We start from the raw sequence: 18,665 nt of genomic DNA on the forward strand, positions 1-18,665 counted from the left end.
GCTGGGGCGTGTCAGGGGGTGTCGGCGTTGGGGTCCGTGGCGAGCCGGTGCACGGCGGCCAGGGGGACCGGTAGCCAGTCGGGGCGATGGCGGGCCTCGTAGAGGACCTCGTACACGGCCTTGTCGGTCTCGTAGGCGCGCAGCAGCACGGGATCCGTACGGGGGTCGGCCCCGGCGACGTCCGCGTAGCCGGAGCAGTACGCGGCCCGGCAGGCGGTCGCCCAGTCGGCGGCCGGGGGCTGCAGGGAGTGCGCGGCGTAGTCGAAGGAGCGGAGCATGCCGGCGACGTCACGGGCGACGGGCTGCGGCATCCGCCGCTCGGCCAGCGGCTTCGACGGCTCGCCCTCGAAATCTATGAGCGACCACTCCCCGGAGGGCGCGCGGAGGCACTGCCCGAGGTGGAGGTCGCCGTGTATGCGCTGGGCGGTCCAGGTGCGCCCCTCGGCGGCCAGGTCGGCGAGCGCCTCGAAGGCGGTGTGCAGACCGGGGGCGTACGGCCGCAGCGCGGGTACGGCCTGCGCGGCGGACTCCAGACGGCCGGTCATCCCGTCGACGAGCGACTCCAGCTGCTGTCGGCCCAGGGTGACCGTGGGCAGGGCCCGCCCCAGCGCGGTGTGCACCTCGGCGGTCGCCCGGCCCAGCGCCCGCGCCTCGGCGGTGAAGTCCTCGCCCTTGGCCAGCATGCTCAGCGCCAGTTCCCAGCCGTCGGCCGCGCCGTGCAGGAACGGCTGGAGGACGCCCAGGACGTGGTGGCCCTCGGCGCCGGTGCCCCGGTCCAGCTCCGCCACCATCCAGGCCACCGGCGCGGGTACCCGGGGGCAGCCCTCCAGGGACAGCTCCCTCGGCAGTTCCAGGTCGGGGTTGTCGCCGGGCACGACCCGGCGGAACAGCTTCAGAATGAACGTATCGCCGTAGACGAGCGAGGAGTTGGACTGCTCCGAGGTGATCAGGCGGGGCACCAGGCCCTCGGGGATGTCGTGCCGGGTGTCCCGCCCGCAGCGCAGCTCCCCGACGTGCGCCTCGGTCCGCATCGCCTCCAGGAGGACCTCGGCCAGGCGCGGGTCGTGCATGGCCTCGTAGACCGTGCGTCCGGCCAGGGGCCCCTCCGCCACGTGCCCGATCAGCGCGGGCGCCAGCCGGGGCGGCAGCGTCTCGCGCACGCCGAGCAGCAGTTGGTAGCAGTCGCCGGGGTGGGCCGGGGCCCCCTGGGACGGCACCAGCGGCTGGTGGGCGCGGACGAGCAGATGGAGCAGCCCGGCCTTGGCGGTGCCCACCGGCAGCAGCTCGGTGGCCGCGACCAGACTGAACCCGGCGACCGGCCGGCCCTTCCCCGCGAACCAGCGCTGCCGTGGCAGCCACTCCCGCAGCAGCGGCTCCAGGGAGAGGAGCAGCCCGGGGGCGGGCTCCGTGGCGGGCGGTGGAGCAGGACTTGGCGCGGTGGGGTGCGTGGCGGCTTCCGACATGGCCTCGCGTCCTTTCCCCGGGGGCGGGGTGTTCCTGTCTGCGTGCCCCGGGCGGGCCGGGAGAAACCGGCCCGCCCGGGGTTCGGGTGGGCTTACACGGTGTCCTTCCGCAGGCGGAACCAGTAGAAGCCGTGGCCCGCGAGGGTGAGGAGATAGGGCAGTTCACCGATGGCGGGGAAGCGCACTCCGCCGATGAGTTCGACGGGGTGGCGTCCTTCGTAGGCGCGCAGATCGAGTTCGGTGGGCTGCGCGAAACGCGAGAAGTTGTTCACGCACAGAACCAGGTCGTCCCCGTCCCCCTCGGTCGAGGGCGCCTCCCTGAGGAAGGCGAGGACGGCCGGGTTCGACGACTGCAGCTCGGTGTAGCTGCCGAGGCCGAACGCCGGGTTCTGCTTGCGGATCTCGATCATCCGGCGGGTCCAGTGCAGCAGCGACGAGGGTGAGGACATCGACGCCTCGACGTTGGTGACCTGGTAGCCGTAGACCGGGTCCATGATCGTCGGCAGCGACAGCCGTCCCGGGTCGCAGGAGGAGAAGCCGGCGTTGCGGTCCGGCGTCCACTGCATGGGGGTGCGCACCGCGTCGCGGTCGCCGAGCCAGATGTTGTCGCCCATGCCGATCTCGTCGCCGTAGTAGAGGATCGGCGAGCCGGGCAGGGAGAGCAGCAGGGCGGTGAAGAGTTCGATCTGGTTGCGGTCGTTGTCCAGGAGGGGGGCGAGGCGGCGCCGGATGCCGATGTTGGCGCGCATGCGCGGGTCCTTGGCGTACTCCGCGTACATGTAGTCGCGCTCTTCGTCGGTGACCATCTCCAGGGTCAGCTCGTCGTGGTTGCGCAGGAAGATGCCCCACTGGCAGCTTGAGGGAATGGCCGGGGTCTTGGCGAGGATTTCCGAGACCGGGTAGCGCGATTCCCTGCGCACCGCCATGAAGATCCTCGGCATCACCGGGAAGTGGAACGCCATGTGGCATTCGTCGCCGCCGCTGGGGAAATCGCCGAAGTAGTCGACGACGTCCTCCGGCCACTGGTTCGCCTCGGCCAGCAGCACGGTGTCCGGGTAGTGCGCGTCGATCTCCTTCCGCACCCGCTTCAGGAAATGGTGGGTCGCGGGAAGGTTCTCGCAGTTGGTGCCCTCCTGTTGGTACAGGTACGGCACGGCGTCCAGCCGGAAGCCGTCGATGCCCAGGTCCAGCCAGAAGCGCAGCGCCGAGATGATCTCCTCCTGCACGGCCGGGTTCTCGTAGTTGAGGTCCGGTTGGTGGGAGAAGAAGCGGTGCCAGTAGTACTGCTTGCGGACGGGGTCGAAGGTCCAGTTGGAGGCTTCGGTGTCGACGAAGATGATGCGGGCTTCGGGGAACTGTTTGTCGTCGTCGGCCCAGACGTAGTAGTCGCCGTAGGGGCCGTCGGGGTCCTTGCGGGACTCCTGGAACCACGGGTGCTGGTCGCTGGTGTGGTTCATGACGAAGTCGATGATGACGCGCATGCCGCGTTGGTGGGCGGCGTCGACGAATTCCACGAAGTCGGCGAGGTCGCCGAATTCGGGGAGGACGGCGGTGTAGTCGGAGACGTCGTAGCCGCCGTCGCGCAGGGGGGATTTGAAGAAGGGCGGCAGCCAGATGCAGTCGATGCCGAGCCACTGCAGGTAGTCGAGTTTGGCGGTGAGGCCCTTGAGGTCGCCGACGCCGTCGCCGTTGCTGTCCTGGAAGGAGCGGACGAGTACCTCGTAGAAGACGGCGCGTTTGAACCAGTCCGGGTCCCGGTCCTTCTGCGGAGTGTCCTCGAAGGTGTCAGGAACGGGCTCGTTGACGATCATCGTGTGGGTGACCCCCCGATCTGCGGGTTGGACGGTCGCAGGACGGTCAGTACGTGGGCGGGCGTGCGTCCCGGTTCCAGCCGTACGTAGTTGTTCCTGCCCCAGGTGTAGACCTCACCGGTGAGCTCGTCTCGTACCAGCACGGACTCGTGCCAGTCGAGGCCGAGTTGCGGCATGTCCAACGAGACCGTGGCCTCCTGGGTGTGGTGGGGGTCGAGGTTGACGACCACCAGAACCGTGTTCGAGCCCGCCCGCTTCGAGTAGACGATCACCGCGTCCTGGTCGGCGTGGTGGAAATGCAGATTCCGCAACTGGCGCAGCGCCGGGCTCCGACGCCTGATCTCGTTGAGCTTGCCGAGCAGGGGGGCGATGGTGTGTCCGTCCCGTGCGGCTGTGTCCCAGTCTCGGGGGCGGAGCTGGTACTTCTCGGAGTCGAGGTATTCCTCGCTGCCGGGTTTGAGCGGGGTGTTCTCGCAGAGTTCGTAGCCGGAGTAGATGCCCCAGGTGGGGGAGAGGGTGGCGGCGAGGACGGCGCGGAGTTCGAAGGCGGGGCGGCCGCCTTCCTGGAGGAAGGCGTGGAGGATGTCGGGGGTGTTGACGAAGAAGTTGGGCCGCATGTAGGCGGCGGCCTCACCGGCGAGTTCGGTGGCGTAGTCGGTGAGTTCGGCTTTGGTGGTGCGCCAGGTGAAGTAGGTGTAGGACTGCTGGAAGCCGGTGGCGGCCAGGGTGTGCATCATCGCGGGGCGGGTGAAGGCCTCGGCGAGGAAGATGACGTCGGGGTCGGTGGCGTTGATGTCGGCGATGACCTGTTCCCAGAACACGACCGGTTTGGTGTGGGGGTTGTCGACGCGGAAGATGCGTACCCCGTGGTCCATCCAGTGCCGCAGGACGCGGGTGGTCTCGGCGATGAGGCCGGGCAGGTCGGCGTCGAAGGCGATGGGGTAGATGTCCTGGTACTTCTTGGGCGGGTTCTCCGCGTAGGCGATGGTTCCGTCGGGGCGGTGGTGGAACCATTCGGGGTGCTTGTCGACCCAGGGGTGGTCGGGGGAGCACTGCAGGGCGAAGTCCAGGGCGATCTCCAGGCCCTGGGCGCGGGCCTGGGCGACGAAGAAGTCGAAGTCGTCCAGGGTGCCGAGGTCGGGGTGGACGGCGTCGTGGCCGCCCTCGGGGGAGCCGATCGCCCAGGGCACGCCGACGTCGTCGGGGGTGGGGGAGAGGGTGTTGTTGCGGCCCTTGCGGTAGGTCGTGCCGATGGGGTGGATCGGGGGGAGGTAGACGACGTCGAAGCCCATCGCGGCGATCGCGGGCAGGCGGCGGGCGGCGGTGCGGAACGTTCCGTGGGGCTGGGCCGGGGTGCCCTCGGAGCGGGGGAAGAACTCGTACCAGGAGCCGAACAGGGCCCGTTCCCGCTCCACCAGCAGCGGCAGCGGCTCGGAGGAGGTGACCAGTTCCCGCAAGGGATGACGGGTCAGGACCTCGTCCACCTCCGGCGCCAACGCCGCCGCCAGCCGGGAGGACGCGGGCCTGGCCGTGTCCCGCAGCGCGTCCACGGCGGCACGGAGGGTGGCCCGTCCGCTCTCGCCCTCGGGGATGTCGTCGGCGGCGCGTTCGTACAGCCGCGCGCCCTCCTCCAGGACCAGTTCGGTGTCCATGCCGGCCGGGATCTTGATGCGGGCATGATGGCGCCAGGTGGTGACCGGGTCGCCCCAGCCCTCCACGGCGTAGGACCAGACGCCCTCGCTCGGTACGGAGACGGTGGCGCCCCAGCGGTCCGTGCCGGGGGCGACTTCGCGCATCGGGGTCCAGCCGGCCGGGCGGCCGTCCGGGTCCGTCAGCACGACGTTGGCGGCGACCGCGTCATGGCCCTCCCGGATGACGACGGCCGAGATCTCGAATTCCTCGCCCACGACCGCCTTCGCCGGGCGGCGGCCGTGGTGGACGGCCGGCCGTACGTCGATGACCGGTATGCGCCCGATGGTGGGGGCGCCCGGCCTCCCGGGGGCCTTGCGGGGTGGCGTGGCCGGGGCGGGCGGACCCGTGCGCGCGGGGCGTGCGGCGGTGCTCTGTGGTGTGGCGCTGGTGGTACTGGTCGTCGGGGGTGGTGACGAATGGTGCGTGGCGGGCATGACCGCTCCTGTCCGCGTCAACGTGGGTGGGCGGATAAGGGTGTGGGGAGGTGGGGCCAGCGGGACTACCGGTGGAGCCTTCCCACACAGTGCGGGTGGGCATTCCGGCACTTTGTTAACTACTCACGCGTATGTCTACACACAAGACCGGCCTCGTCCGAAAGGGTCGGGGCCGGTCACTGTAGTCGCTCTCGGTAAAGAGACCTTCACCTCCGGTGTTACGGACTCCTACGAATAGTCGACTTGAAGAAGCCTGTTCGGGGAGCCCGCCTTCCTGTCCTTCACCTTGCCCGAAACCGCTCGCTCAACCAGGGCCCCGCCCACCTCGGCCGGTGACGCCCTCGGACGGTCGGCCAGATACAGGGCCGCCGCGCCCGCCGCGTGCGGGGCGGCCATGGACGTACCGGAGTGGGTGGCCGTGCCGGTGTCGCTCCGGTGGGACGCGGACGGCACGGACACACCGGGGGCGAACAGGTCCAGGCTCGGGCCCCAGTTCGAGAACGCGGCGCGGACGTCCTTCCTGCCGGTGGCGCCGACGGTGATCGCCTGTTTCACCCGGGCGGGTGAGGAGAGGCTCGCGGCGAGCCCGTCGTTGCCCGCCGCGACCGTGTAGGTGACCCCGGACGCGATGGAGTTGCGTACGGCCGCGTCGAGCTGGGCGTTGCTCCGGCCGCCGAGGCTCATGTTGGCCACGGCCGGCTTCACGGCGTGCCCGGTGACCCAGTCGATGCCCGCGATGACCTGGGCCGTCGTCCCCGCGCCCGCGTCGTCGAGCACCCGTACGGCCACGATCCGGGCCTTCTTGGCGACGCCGTGGACGGTGCCGGCGACGGTGCCCGCGACATGGGTGCCGTGGCCGTTGCCGTCCTGCGCGGTCCGGTCGTTCTGGACGAAGTCCCAGCCGTTCACGGCCCGGCCGCCGAAGTCCTTGTGCGTGACCCGTACGCCGGTGTCGATCACGTACACGGTGACGCCCCTGCCCGCCGACCGCGGCCAGGTGTAGCTCCTGTCGAGGGGCAGGCCCGGCTGGTCGACGCGGTCCAGGCCCCACGCGGACGGGTTCGGCTGCCGGTGCCCGCTCGGGGCCCGGTCGTAGGTCACCTTCGTGTCCTGGACGACCGAGGCGACGCGGGAGTCCCCCGCGAGACGCCTGGCCTCCGTCTCACCGGCCGTCACGGCGTAGCCGTTCAGCGCGGTGCCGTACATATGGCGTATTTCCGCCCCGTACTTCGCCGCTACGCCCTTTCCGTCCGGCGACGGAGCCCGGATGCCCGCCTTCAGGGTCACGATCCAACTGCCCTTGACGGAACCGGGAGCACCGACCCCCTGGACGAGCCCCTCCGGGGCGGCCCGCGCGGGCAGGGTGACGGCCGAGAGCACCACGGCGGTCAGGACCGCCGTGAGCCCTCCCGCCCAGCGGACACGCATGATTCTCGCCTCTCCCGGATGACCCATGTGTGAGAACCCCCTCCTCGAACCGGGTACCGCCACGGGGCAGCCTCTCGTGCGGTGTGAAGTGCCACAAGGCCGCACAGAGGGGTGGAATCGGCCATATCGGCTGTGGGGTCCGCGGGTGGTGCGGCCGGGTCGCCGCTGCTCGCGGTCGCCCTGCGGCGAATTCAGGACTGAACGCCCGGGAATGGACTGCCCGGCGGGGCGGCCGGGGTACGGATGCGCCGTAATCGCATACCGGGGGACGCCCCGTGGTTACCGGGCCCCCGCGCCGCTACCGTCGGGGGTGACGAACGGCGCACAGCGGAGTGCGTCCCCCCGGCCCGTACGTCCTGGCGCGAAGGTGGAACCCTCTGTGAAGGCCATCCGCAGATTCACCGTCCGACCCGTCCTCCCCCAAGTCCTGCAACCGCTCAGCGAACTGGCGCGCAATCTGCGCTGGTCCTGGCACGCGGAGACCCGCGACCTCTTCCAGTCGGTCGACCCCGAACGCTGGGCCTCGTCCGGCGGCGACCCCGTGCGCCTGCTCGGCTCCGTCTCCACCCGGCGCCTCGCCGAACTCGCCGAGGACCGGCGCTTCCTGCGCCGGCTGACCGCCGCCGCCGACGACCTGCGTGACTACGTCACCGGGGACCGCTGGTACCAGGCGCAGGGACAGGGGCAGGCGTCCGAACTCCCGGCCGCCATCGCCTACTTCTCGCCCGAGTTCGGCATCACGGCCGCGCTGCCCCAGTACTCCGGCGGTCTCGGCATCCTCGCCGGCGACCATCTGAAGGCGGCCAGCGACCTCGGCGTCCCGCTGATCGGCGTCGGCCTGCTCTACCGGCACGGCTACTTCCGGCAGTCCCTGTCCCGCGACGGCTGGCAGCAGGAGCACTACCCGGTGCTCGACCCGCACGAACTGCCCCTGGTGCCGCTCCAGGAGGCAGACGGCTCGGCGGCCCAGGTCGGCCTGGCCCTGCCCGGCGGACGCCGGCTGCACGCCCGGATCTGGCAGGCCCAGGTGGGCCGGGTGCCGCTGCTGCTGCTCGACTCGGACGTCGAGGAGAACGACCCCGGCGAACGCGGCGTGACCGACCGGCTGTACGGCGGCGGCAGCGAACACCGGCTCCTCCAGGAGATGCTGCTCGGCATAGGAGGTGTCCGGGCCGTACGCACGTACTGCCGCCTCACCGGCCACCCCGGCCCCGAGGTCTTCCACACCAACGAGGGCCACGCGGGCTTCCTCGGCCTGGAACGCATCGCCGAACTCCACGACGAGGGACTGGACTTCGACGCCGCTCTGGAGGCGGTCCGCTCCGGCACGGTCTTCACCACCCACACCCCCGTCCCCGCCGGCATCGACCGCTTCGACCGTGAGCTTCTCGCCCGCCACTTCGGCCCCGACGCGGAGCTTCCGCGCATCGACGTCGGCCGCATCCTGGGGCTCGGCATGGAGACGTACACGGGCGGGGACCCGAACGTCTTCAACATGGCGGTGATGGGGCTGCGGCTCGCCCAGCGTGCCAACGGCGTCTCCCTGCTGCACGGGCAGGTCAGCCGGCAGATGTTCTCCGGACTGTGGCCGGGCTTCGACCCGGACGAGGTGCCCATCACCTCCGTCACCAACGGCGTGCACGCCCCCACCTGGGTGGCCCCGGAGGTGTTCCGCCTCGGCGCCCGGCAGGTCGGCGCCGAGCGCACCGAGGACGCCATGAGCGTCGGCGGCTCGGAGCGCTGGGACGCCGTCGGCGACATCCCCGACCAGGACATCTGGGACCTGCGCCGCGACCTGCGCGAACAACTGGTCGTCGAGGTGCGCGAGCGCCTGTCCGCCTCCTGGCGGCAGCGCGGCGCGGGCACCGCCGAACTCGGCTGGATCGACGGAGTCCTGGACCCGGACGTCCTGACCATCGGCTTCGCCCGCCGCGTCCCCTCCTACAAACGCCTCACCCTGATGCTGCGCGACCAGGACCGCCTGATGGATCTGCTGCTCCACCCGGAGCGGCCGGTGCAGATCGTGATCGCGGGCAAGGCGCACCCGGCGGACGACGGCGGGAAGCGCCTCATCCAGGAGCTGGTGCGGTTCGCCGACGACCCGCGCGTGCGCCACCGGATCGTGTTCCTGCCCGACTACGGCATGGCGATGGCGCAGAAGCTGTACCCCGGCTGCGACGTCTGGCTGAACAACCCGCTGCGCCCGCTGGAGGCGTGCGGCACGTCCGGCATGAAGGCCGCGCTGAACGGCTGTCTCAATCTGTCCGTCCTGGACGGCTGGTGGGATGAATGGTTCCGGCCGGACTTCGGCTGGGCGATCCCCACGGCGGACGGCACGGCGACGGACGAGGACCAGGACCGCCGGGACGACGTGGAGGCGGCGGCCCTGTACGAGCTGCTGGAACAGCGGGTCGCCCCCCGCTTCTACGAGCGCGGGCAGGCCGGTCTGCCCGACCGCTGGATCGCGATGGTCCGCGAGACCCTGACACATCTGGGTCCGAAGGTGCTGGCCGGCCGCATGGTCCGGGAGTACGTCGAGCGCCTGTACGCCCCGGCCGCACGCGCGCACCGCTCGCTGGTCCCGGACGTGGCCCGCGAGCTGTCCGAGTGGAAGGCGCGGGTGCGGGGGGCCTGGCACCGGGTGAGCGTGGATCATGTGGAGACCTCGGCGGCACCCGCCGGTACGGCCGCCGAGCTGGGCGCGACGCTGGTGCTGCGCGTCCGGGTGGCGCTCGGCGACCTGGGCCCGGACGACGTCGAGGTCCAGGCGGTCTCCGGCCGCGTCGACACCGACGACCGCATCACGGACGCGACGTACGTCCCGCTGAAACCGGTGAGCGGACCCGACGAGGAGGGCCGCTGGGTCTACGAGGGCCCGCTGTCCCTCGACCGCACCGGCTCCTTCGGCTACACGGTCCGCATCCTGCCGTCCCACCGCCTGCTGGCCTCCACCGCCGAACTGGGCCTGGTGACGGTGCCTTCGCAGGAGCTGGGGGAGGGGGCGGGGGTGTTGCTGCGGTAGGGGTGGCTCGATGGCCGGGCCCCGTACGGGTACTGCCTGTGCGGGGCGCCGGGTCAGCCCTTCGGGTCCTCCACCAGCCTGCGCAGCACCACCCCGCACCGCCGCGCGTACGCGTGCTGCAGCCCCCGCGTCGCCGCCCCGCCCGCCCGTGCGTACCACTTGGCGCCGCGGCTGAAGGCCGAGACCGTCAGCCAGACGGTGCCGTCCCCCGTGCGGTCGACTATGAACGCCTCCTCGCCGGATTCCGGGTGGCCCGGCAGCGTGCCGTAGGCCCAGCCTTTGCGGCGGGGCTCGTCCAGTGTGTAGACGACGCGGCAGGGGGCCTTGATGACGCCGCCGAGGGTGACCGTCACGTCGACGCCGGGGGCCGCCTCGGGGGCGGAGGTGTGGATGCCGACGCCCAGCGCGCGGTGCATCTCCCAGGTGCGGACGGCGTGCGCGGCCCGCTCGAACACGTCCGTGCCCTCGCCTATGCGGGAGCGGACGTGGAGAGGGCTGAAGTCGGGCGGGCAGTGACCCTCGCGGGTCGCGCCGACCGCTTCGTAGGTGAAGGGGCCCTCGGGGAGCGGGCCGGTGGTTGCGGGCATGGCGCAAAGCCTAGGGCGGTACCCGGCGTCGCCTTCTCGCCGGGTACCGCCCCAGTCACCTATCCCTGCACCACCACGTCAGGTCAGGCGTTGACGTTGACCGCCGCCCAGGCCGCGTTCACCGCCGCGTACTCGGCGCTGGAGGCGCCGTACAGGGAGGACGCCGCGTTCAGGGTCGCCGTGCGGGCGCCCTTGTAGTTGGTCGTCGAGGTCATGTACGTGCTCAGCGCCTTGTACCAGATCTGGACGGCCTTGGCGCGGCCGATGCCGGTGATCGTGGCACCGTTGGAGGTGGGCGAGTTGTACGAGACGCCGTTGATGGTCTTGGCGCCGCTGCCCTCGGAGAGGAGGAAGAAGAAGTGGTTCGCGGGGCCCGACGAGTAGTGGACGTCCAGGCTGCCGAGGGACGAGGACCAGTAGTTGGCCGAGTCGCCGTCCTTGCTCGGCTGGTCCATGTAGCGCAGCGGGGTGCCGTTGCCGTTGATGTCGATCTTCTCGCCGATGAGGTAGTCACCGGGGTCGCTGGCGTTGGCCGCGTAGAACTCGACCGCCGTGCCGAAGATGTCGGAGGTGGCCTCGTTCAGGCCGCCGGACTCGCCCGAGTAGTTCAGGCGGGCGGTGTTGGCGGTCAGGCCGTGGCTCATCTCGTGCCCGGCCACGTCCAGCGAGGTGAGCGGCTTGGTGTTGCTCGTGCCGTCGCCGTACGTCATGCAGAAGCAGCTGTCGTCCCAGAAGGCGTTGACGTACGCGTTGCCGTAGTGGACACGGGAGTACGCGGCGACGCCGTTGTTCTTGATGCCGTTGCGGCCGAGGACGTTCTTGTAGAAGTCCCAGGTGACCTGGGCGCCGTAGTGGGCGTCCACGGCGGCGTTCTGGTCGGTGGAGGAGCTGGAGATGCTGCCGGTTCCCCAGACGTCGTCGGCGTCGGTGAAGAGCGTGCCGGCCGACGACGAGGTGGAGCGGGCCTTGTTGTACGTCTTGTGGCCGCCGCGGCCGGCGTCCGTCAGGTTGTACGTCGAGCCCGACAGGGTCGTGCCGAGGGTGACCGAGCCGTTGTACTTGCTCTTGCCGGAGCCGGTCTGGACGGCCTCCCACTCGTACAGCTTCTTGCCGGTCTCCGCGTCGGTGACCACGTGGAGCTGCTGCGGGGTGCCGTCGTGCTGGAAGCCGCCGACGACCGTCTCGTAGGCGAGCGCGGGCTTGCCGCTCGCCGCCCAGATGACCTTGCGCGGGGCCTTGTCGGCCTCGGTCTTGGTGGAGCCCTCGGCCTTGGCGGCCTTCAGCGCCTGCTTCTCGGCGGTGGCCTTGGTGACGTCCGCGGTGAGGTCGGCGACCTTGACGGTGGCCTTGGTCGCTCTGGTGACGCTCTTGATCGCGCCGGCCTTGGACTCGTGGACGACCAGGTCGCCGCCGAGGACCGGCAGACCGCCGAAGGTGCGCTCGTAGCGCGTGTGGACCGTGCCGTCGGCGTCCTTGAGGACGTCACGGACGACCAGTTCCTCCTTGGCGCCGAGACCTATCTCGTCGGCGGTCTCGGTGGTGGCCGCGTCCGCCTTCTTGATCAGGGCCGTGCGCGCGGCGGGGGTGAGCGCGACCTGGGCACCGGCCGGCTTGGCCTTGTCCGCGACGGGCGCGGGCTGGGCGGTGGCGCCGGTGGTCAGGGCGGTGGTCAGCAGCGCACCGGCGGCGACGGCGGTCGCGATGGCCAGCGTGGTCCGCTGATGACGCGCGTAGAACGGAGTCACTCATGCTCCTTGGTGGGGGAGGCCGGACGGCCTGGGGAGTCGTCCGGGTATCTGGGTTACGAGTGCGGCGGGTGGGTGAAGCGTGACACCACGGACGCGTACATGTCAGGAGGGCAAGGTGATGTTGGCCGAAAATCAACAGTCTGGAAATATTGCGGCCATGTAAAACCGCTCCGACCTCGGCAAAGGCACGTCCAAGGCGCGGCAAAGCGACCCCCGGAGAACGGCAAAGAAGGCGCCGCCCCGGGGAGTCGGATCCCCCGGAGCGGCGCCCCTCTCATGTCGTGCTCACAACGGGCCCCCGTATGCGAAGGGCCGTGCCGTGACCTACGGGAACGTCAGCTTCCAGCTGTTGATGTAGCCGGTGTCCCGGGCCGCGTTGTCCTGGACCCGCAACTGCCACACACCGTTGGCGACTTCGGACGACGCGTTCACGGTGTAGGTGGTGTTGATGTTGTCCGTGCTGCCGCCGGTGCCGTACGCCTTCAGCGTGTAGGCCGTGCCGTCGGGGGCGACCAGCTGGACCTGGAGGTCACCGATGTAGGTGTGGACGATGTCCACGGCGACCGCGAGGTTCGAGGGCGCGTTGCCGGTCCGGCCGGAGACGGTGACCGGCGAGGTGACCGCCGCGCCGTTGTCCGGAATCGATACGTCGGTCGTGCTCTCGAACGACGTACCGCCGCCCCCGCCACCGCCGGGACGCGAGCCCACGTTGATGCCGGCCCACGCGTTCTGCACCGCCGTGTACTCGGCGGACGTGGTGCCGTACAGCTCACCGGCGACCGCGAGCGTGCCGGTGCGGGCCGCCGCGTAGTTGGTCGTCGACGTGAACTTCGTGGTCAGCGCCTTGAACCAGATCTGCTCCGCCTTGGCGCGGCCGATGCCCGTCACGGGGAGGCCGTCCGAGGTGGGCGAGTCGTAGTTGACGCCGTTGATGGTCTTGGCGCCGCTGCCCTCGGAGAGGAGGTAGAAGAAGTGGTTCGCGGGGCCCGACGAGTAGTGCACGTCGATCGAGCCGATGCCCGAGTACCAGGCGTCCTTGGACGAGCCGTCCTTGCTCGGCTTGTCCATGTAACGCAACGGCGTGCCGTTGCCGTTGATGTTGATCTCCTCGCCGATGAGGTAGTCACCGACGTCGGAGGAGTTCGCCGCGTAGAACTCCACCGTGGAGCCGAAGATGTCCGAGGTGGCCTCGTTCAGGCCGCCTGACTCACCGGAGTAGTTCAGCCCGGCCGTGTTGGACGTGAGGCCGTGGGTCATCTCGTGCGCGGCCACGTCGATCGACGTCAGCGGGTTGGCGTTGCCCGAGCCGTCGCCGTACGTCATGCAGAAGCAGGTGTCCTGCCAGAAGGCGTTGACGTAGTTGTTGCCGTAGTGCACACGCGAGTAGGCGCCGACGCCGTCGCCGCGGATGCCGTTGCGGCCGTGCACGTTCTTGTAGTAGTCCCAGGTCAGTGCCGCGCCGTAGTGGGCGTCGGCGCCGGCCGACTCCAGGTTCGACGGCGAGCCGTTGCCCCAGACGTCGTCGGGGCCGGAGAACAGGGTCCCGGTGCCGGAGGTGCCGCGGTTCAGGTTGTACGTCTTGTGGCCGCCGCGCGCGCCGTCGGTGAGGTTGAACGTCGAACCCGACTGCGTGGTGCCGAGGGTGACCGAGCCGCTGTACACCGTGTTGCCGGTGCCGGTCTCGACCGCCTCCCACTCGTAGAGCTTCGCGCCGCTGGTGGCGTCGGTGACGACGTGCAGCTCCTGCGGGGTGCCGTCGTGCTGGAAGCCGCCGACGACCGTCTCGTAGGCGAGGACGGGCTTGCCGCCGGCGGCCCAGACGACCTTGCGGGGCGCGCGGTTGACCTCGGGGCTCTTGGCCTTCTCCGCCTTCGCGGCACCGAGTGCCTGCTTCTCGGCCCTGGCCTTGGTCACGGTGGGCGTCAGCGACGACACCGCGATCTTCGCCTTGGTGGCCTTGACGATGCCCTGCGTGGCGCCCGCCTTCGAGGTCTTGACGACGAGGTCGCCGCCGAGGACCGGGAGGCCGCCGTACGTCCGCTCGTACCGCGTGTGCACGGTGCCGTCGCGGTCCTTGACCACGTCACGGACGACGAGCTTCTCCTTGGCGCCGAGGTTCAGCTTCTCGGCCGTGGCCGCCTTCGTCGCGTTGGCCTCGCGTATCAGCTCGGCCCGCTGGGCGGGGGTGAGCTTCACGGAGAGCGCGCCCGGGTTGGCCTTGCCCGCCGCCGACGGTGCCTTCTCCGGGGCGGCGGAGGCGGCGCCCGACTGGACGGCCGCGGCCAGCAGGGCGGTGACGGCGACGAGCGCGCCGGCGGCCGCGCGCCGACGGGCGCTGTGGCCGAAAGTGTTACTGGTGTGGGAGGTGCGTCTGTGGGACTGGCGTCTCAACACTGACTCCTTCTGCATGGCCGCGGTTCGCGCGGCCAGGGGAGACCGGACGGCTGGTGACCGACCGGGCAGAACAAGGTGAGAACTGGTGAACGCTTAAACCACATGCGTGGGGGGTGCCGCGCGGCACGGCGGACCTGCTTGTGAGGTTGCTGTGTCGCGGTTGTGGGCAGAGTGGCAGGAGACCGAGGGTCCTGTCAGGAGCGCGTCAATAAGTTGGCCGGAAATCGTCCGTTGCCCGGTTGGTCATGTTCGCTATACGGACCGTTCGCGGTGTGTTATCCGAGACGCTCCAGCGCCTCGGTGGCCGTGAACTCTTTCAGCCGCTCGGCGAGGAGCGCGTGGGCGTCGCAGAACCAGACCGCGTTCTCCGGGTGCCCGACCCAGCCCTCGTCGTACGCGAGGGCCGCCCGGGTCGCGCGGAAGTACACCAGGGTGAACTTCCCGAACGGAGCGGTGCCGTGCGGGTCGGGAGGGCAGACGGCACACATCGGCGGCATCACGGGACGGCAACTCCAAGTCGTCATAGGGGTGTTCGGCATTCTCGTACGGGTCCCGCGGCCGGTCAGGACTCCCCCTCCCCGTGCCACCGCCGCCACAGTGCCGCGTACGCGCCGTTCGCCGCCACCAGCTCCTCGTGCGTGCCGAGTTCGGTGAGCAGACCGTTCTCCATGACGGCCACGCGGTCCGCGTCGTGGGCGGTGTGGAGACGGTGGGCGATGGCGATGACGGTGCGGCCGTGCAGGACGGCGGCGAGCGCGCGTTCGGTGTGGCGGGCCGCGGTGGGGTCCAGAAGGGCGGTGGCCTCGTCGAGGATGAGGGTGTGGGGGTCGGCGAGGACCACCCGGGCGAGCGCCAGCTGCTGTGCCTGGGGACCGTCCGTACGACGGCCGCCCTCGCCGAGGCGGGTGCCGAGGCCGTCGGGGAGCGCGCGCACCCAGGCGTCGGCGCCCACGGCCGACAGCGCGGCCCACAACTGCGCGTCCGTGGCCGCCGGTTCGGCGATCAGGAGGTTGTCGCGGACCGTGCCCAGGAAGACATGGTGCTCCTGGGTGACCAGGACGACCTGGCGGCGCAGGCGTTCGGGGCCGAGGTCCACGACGGGCACCCCGCCGACCGTCACCGTGCCCCGGGTCGGCGCGTCGATGCCCGCCAGCAGGCGGCTCAGGGTCGTCTTGCCGGCGCCGGACGGGCCGACCACCGCGAGCCGTTCGCCGGGGCGGACCGTCAGGTCGACGCCCCGCAGCACCTCACCGCCCCGGTCGTAGGCGTACCGCACGCCCGTCACGTCGATGCGGTCGTCCGCCGGTTCGGGGGTGTCCGCGCGAGCGGCGCGCGGGGCGCCGGCCAGCCCCTCCACCCGGGCGAACGAGGCCCCGCTGCTCTGCAGCAGCTCCACCCGCATCAGGATCTCGTCGAGCGGACCGCTCAGCTGCTGCAGGTACAGGGCCGCCGACACCACCGCGCCCAGAGTGAGCGAACCCCGCGCGAGCAGCACCCCGCCGAGGAGAAGGACGAGCACCTGGGGCACGAAGTACGAGACCTCGACACCGGGGAAGAACACCGTGCGCAGGAACAGCGTGTGGAACCGGCGCCGCCGGGACACCTCCAGCGCGTCCCGGCTCGCGGTGATCCGGCGGCGCTCCAGCCGCAGCGCCTCGACCGTACGGGCCCCGGACGCGGTCGACGCGACGATCTCCGCGACCTCGGACTGGGCCGCGCCCTCCGCGAGATACCCGGTGCGCGCCCGGCGCAGATACCAGCGCAGCACCACCGCGATCCCGGCCAGCCCGGACAACGCGCACAGTCCGAGCAGCGGATCCAGCGCGAACACCGCGCCGATCAGGAACAACGCCTGCACCGAGCTGATCAGCAGCTCGGGCCCCACGTCCCGCAACGTCCTGCCGACCGCGTCCACGTCCGCCGTGCCGCGCGCCGTCAGATCACCGGTTCCCGCCCGCTCCACGACCGACGCCGGCAGCGCCAGCGTCCGGTCCACGAACTCCTCGCGCACCCGCGCCAGCGTCCGCTCCCCGAACCGGTGCCCCACGTACCGGGCCCAGCGGGCCAGCAGCAACTGCAGGCCCGCGCACAACAGGATCACCGCCGCCAGCCGGTCCACCGCCGCGACACCGCTCCCGCCGCGCACCTCGTCGATGATCCGGCCCAGCAGCCACGGCCCGGCCAGCCCCAGCGCGGCCGCCGCCCCGTTCAGCCCCAGCACGGCGAGGAACGCCCGGCCGTCCGCCCGCACCAGCCGTACGGTGGCCCGCCGCACGGCGGCCCGGTCGGCGATCGGCAGCCGGTCGGAGGCGGGGGGTGTGATGTCCGTCGTCACCGTACGACCTCCTCGACCGCGCTCTCGTCGGCGTCCCCTTCTTCCCCCGCGTCCCGCGCGACCAGCGCCCGGTATCCCGGCTCGCCCGCGAGGAGTTCGCGGTGGGTGCCGCGGGCCGCGACCTTGCCGTCCACCAGGTGCAGGACGGTGTCCGCGTGGTCGAGGACGAGGGGCGAGGTGGTGGTGACCAGCGTCGTACGGCCCGCACGGGCGCCCCGCAGCCGCTGGGCGACCCGCGCCTCGGTGTGGGCGTCGAGCGCCGACGTCGGCTCGACGGCCAGCAGGATCTCGGGATCGGCCACCAGCGCCCGTGCCAGCCGCACCCGCTGGCGCTGACCGCCGGAGAGGTTGCGGCCCCGTGCGTCGACCGCCGCGTCCAGACCGTCCGCCAGACCCTGCACGATGTCCTCGGCCACGGCCGCGCGCAGCGCCCGCGCCGCCGTCGCGTCGTCGAGGTCGCCGTGCCCGCCGAGCAGCTCGCGCAGCCGGCCCGCGAACAGGTCCGCCTCGTGGTCGGCCACCAGGATCCGCGCGCGGACCTGCGCCAGCGGGATCGCGTCGAGCGGCGTGCCGCCCCAGGTCGCCGCCGTCGGCCCGTACCGGCCGAGCCGGTCCACCACGGCCGCCGCGTCGGCCGGCCGGTCGGCGGCCAGCGCGACGAGCCGCCCCGGCGGCACCCGTACCCCCGACACGGGGTCGTGCAGCGCCGAGGGCTCGGCGGGCGCGTCCGTGGTGCCGTGGTCCGGCAGCGGCTCCAGGGCCAGGAACCGGATGACGCGCCGCGCGGCCACCACCCCGCGGCTCACCTCGTACCCCCAGGAGACGAAGTACGACACCGGCCGCACCAGCACGGTCACATACCCGTAGACCGCCACCAACTCGCCGACCGTGATGGCCCCCTGCGCGGCGAGCCGGGCCGCGAGCCAGGTCACCACCGCGAGGAAGACCGTCGGCAGCCCCACCCCGAGCGCCTGCATCCAGCTGGTCACCGCGCCCACCCGGTAGCCCTGCGCCCGCAGCCGCTGCGAGTCCCGGTGGAACGCGTCGGCGACCAGCCCCTTGCCGCCGAGTCCGCCCAGGACGCGCAGCCCGCCCGCGAGGTCCGCGATCCGCGCGGTCAGTACGCCCTGCCGCTCCCGGTACTCCGTCTCGGTGCCCTGCAGCCGCCGCATCATCGGGCCCACGATCACGGCGATCAGCGGCATCCCCAGCAGCACCACCCCGGCGATCTGCCAGGAGACCGACACCAGCAGCCCCGCGACCACCAGATACGCGGCGACGGCGCCGGCCCCCGGCCCGATGACCGTCAGCGAGGAGGAGATCGTCTGGACGTCTCCCACGCCGATCGTCACGACCTCCCCGGCGCCGACCCGGCGCGGCAGCGCCGCCCCGAGCCGGACCGCGTGCGCCGTCACGACCTTCACCGTGCGGAAGTTGGCGTCCATCCGGACCCGGGTCATCGTGCGGTGGCGCATGATGCTCAGCCAGGCGTTGAAGGCGCCCACGCCGAACAGCGCGGCCGTCCAGCCGGCCAGGGCCGCGTGATCACCGGGCTCCAGCCCCTCGTCGATCGCGCGGGAGAGCAGATACGGCGTGGCCGCGAGCAGCACCATCCACACGCAGGAGATGAGCGAGCCGAGCGCGGACCGGCCGGCCTGCTGCCGGACCAGCCACCACAGATACCGGGCGCCGCCCCGGCGGTCGGGCGTGCCGGGATCCTCGTACGCGTCGATCATGGGCCCCCGATTCCG

General features: G+C 71.5%; 11 protein-coding genes. 1 reads left to right on the top strand and 10 read right to left on the bottom strand.

The annotated features are described in order from the left end of the window. Positions 1-11: 11 nt before the first annotated feature. From STRBO_RS0108050 to STRBO_RS0108065, 4 genes are all read right to left on the bottom strand, one after another. Positions 12-1,463 carry a maltokinase N-terminal cap-like domain-containing protein gene (locus STRBO_RS0108050; protein ID WP_005480108.1) on the bottom strand — a complete coding sequence of 484 codons (1,452 nt, stop codon included), beginning with the start codon at positions 1,461-1,463 and terminating at the stop codon, positions 12-14. 92 nt (positions 1,464-1,555) lie between these two features. Next, complete coding sequence (treS, locus tag STRBO_RS0108055) at positions 1,556-3,274, bottom strand: maltose alpha-D-glucosyltransferase (protein ID WP_020114037.1); 1,719 nt, start codon at positions 3,272-3,274, stop codon at positions 1,556-1,558. Further along, on the bottom strand, positions 3,271-5,400 hold the full coding sequence (locus tag STRBO_RS0108060) for an alpha-1,4-glucan--maltose-1-phosphate maltosyltransferase (protein ID WP_020114038.1): 2,130 nt from the start codon (positions 5,398-5,400) through the stop codon (positions 3,271-3,273). The genes treS and STRBO_RS0108060 overlap by 4 nt, the downstream gene beginning before the upstream one ends. A gap of 228 nt (positions 5,401-5,628) precedes the next feature. After that, positions 5,629-6,828, bottom strand: coding sequence for a S8 family peptidase (locus STRBO_RS0108065; protein WP_020114039.1), 1,200 nt, complete (start codon positions 6,826-6,828; stop codon positions 5,629-5,631). Positions 6,829-7,207: 379 nt separating this feature from the next. On the opposite strand from STRBO_RS0108065, the gene STRBO_RS0108070 reads away from it, so the two are divergent. Beyond that, entirely contained in the window at positions 7,208-9,850 is a 2,643-nt protein-coding gene (locus STRBO_RS0108070; RefSeq protein ID WP_005480100.1) for a glycosyltransferase family 1 protein, read from the top strand. Positions 9,851-9,903: 53 nt separating this feature from the next. On the opposite strand, the gene STRBO_RS0108075 is transcribed toward STRBO_RS0108070, so the two are convergent. The 6 genes from STRBO_RS0108075 to STRBO_RS0108100 all read right to left on the bottom strand — a co-directional run bounded on the left by STRBO_RS0108075 (position 9,904) and on the right by STRBO_RS0108100 (position 18,650). Next, positions 9,904-10,437 carry a DUF1990 domain-containing protein gene (locus STRBO_RS0108075; protein WP_005480099.1) on the bottom strand — a complete coding sequence of 178 codons (534 nt, stop codon included), beginning with the start codon at positions 10,435-10,437 and terminating at the stop codon, positions 9,904-9,906. Between the two features lie 83 nt (positions 10,438-10,520). Next, positions 10,521-12,182 (bottom strand): M4 family metallopeptidase, encoded by a 1,662-nt coding sequence (locus STRBO_RS0108080; protein WP_005480098.1) that lies wholly within the window; start codon positions 12,180-12,182, stop codon positions 10,521-10,523. A 327-nt stretch (positions 12,183-12,509) separates the two neighbouring features. Beyond that, the gene (locus tag STRBO_RS0108085) at positions 12,510-14,594 is read right to left on the bottom strand and encodes a M4 family metallopeptidase (RefSeq protein WP_005480097.1); all 2,085 of its coding nucleotides are present in this window, start codon (positions 14,592-14,594) and stop codon (positions 12,510-12,512) included. Between the two features lie 260 nt (positions 14,595-14,854). Next, on the bottom strand, positions 14,855-15,076 hold the full coding sequence (locus STRBO_RS0108090) for a hypothetical protein (RefSeq protein ID WP_020665512.1): 222 nt from the start codon (positions 15,074-15,076) through the stop codon (positions 14,855-14,857). Positions 15,077-15,141: 65 nt separating this feature from the next. Next, positions 15,142-16,914: an ABC transporter ATP-binding protein gene (locus tag STRBO_RS0108095; RefSeq protein ID WP_005480095.1), complete on the bottom strand. Its 1,773-nt coding sequence runs from the start codon at positions 16,912-16,914 to the stop codon at positions 15,142-15,144. Continuing rightward, positions 16,911-18,650: an ABC transporter ATP-binding protein gene (locus STRBO_RS0108100; RefSeq protein WP_005480094.1), complete on the bottom strand. Its 1,740-nt coding sequence runs from the start codon at positions 18,648-18,650 to the stop codon at positions 16,911-16,913. The genes STRBO_RS0108095 and STRBO_RS0108100 overlap by 4 nt, the downstream gene beginning before the upstream one ends. Positions 18,651-18,665: the final 15 nt, after the last annotated feature.

It is taken from the genome of Streptomyces bottropensis ATCC 25435 (assembly GCF_000383595.1).
GTDB classification, from domain to species: Bacteria; Actinomycetota; Actinomycetes; order Streptomycetales; family Streptomycetaceae; genus Streptomyces; species Streptomyces bottropensis.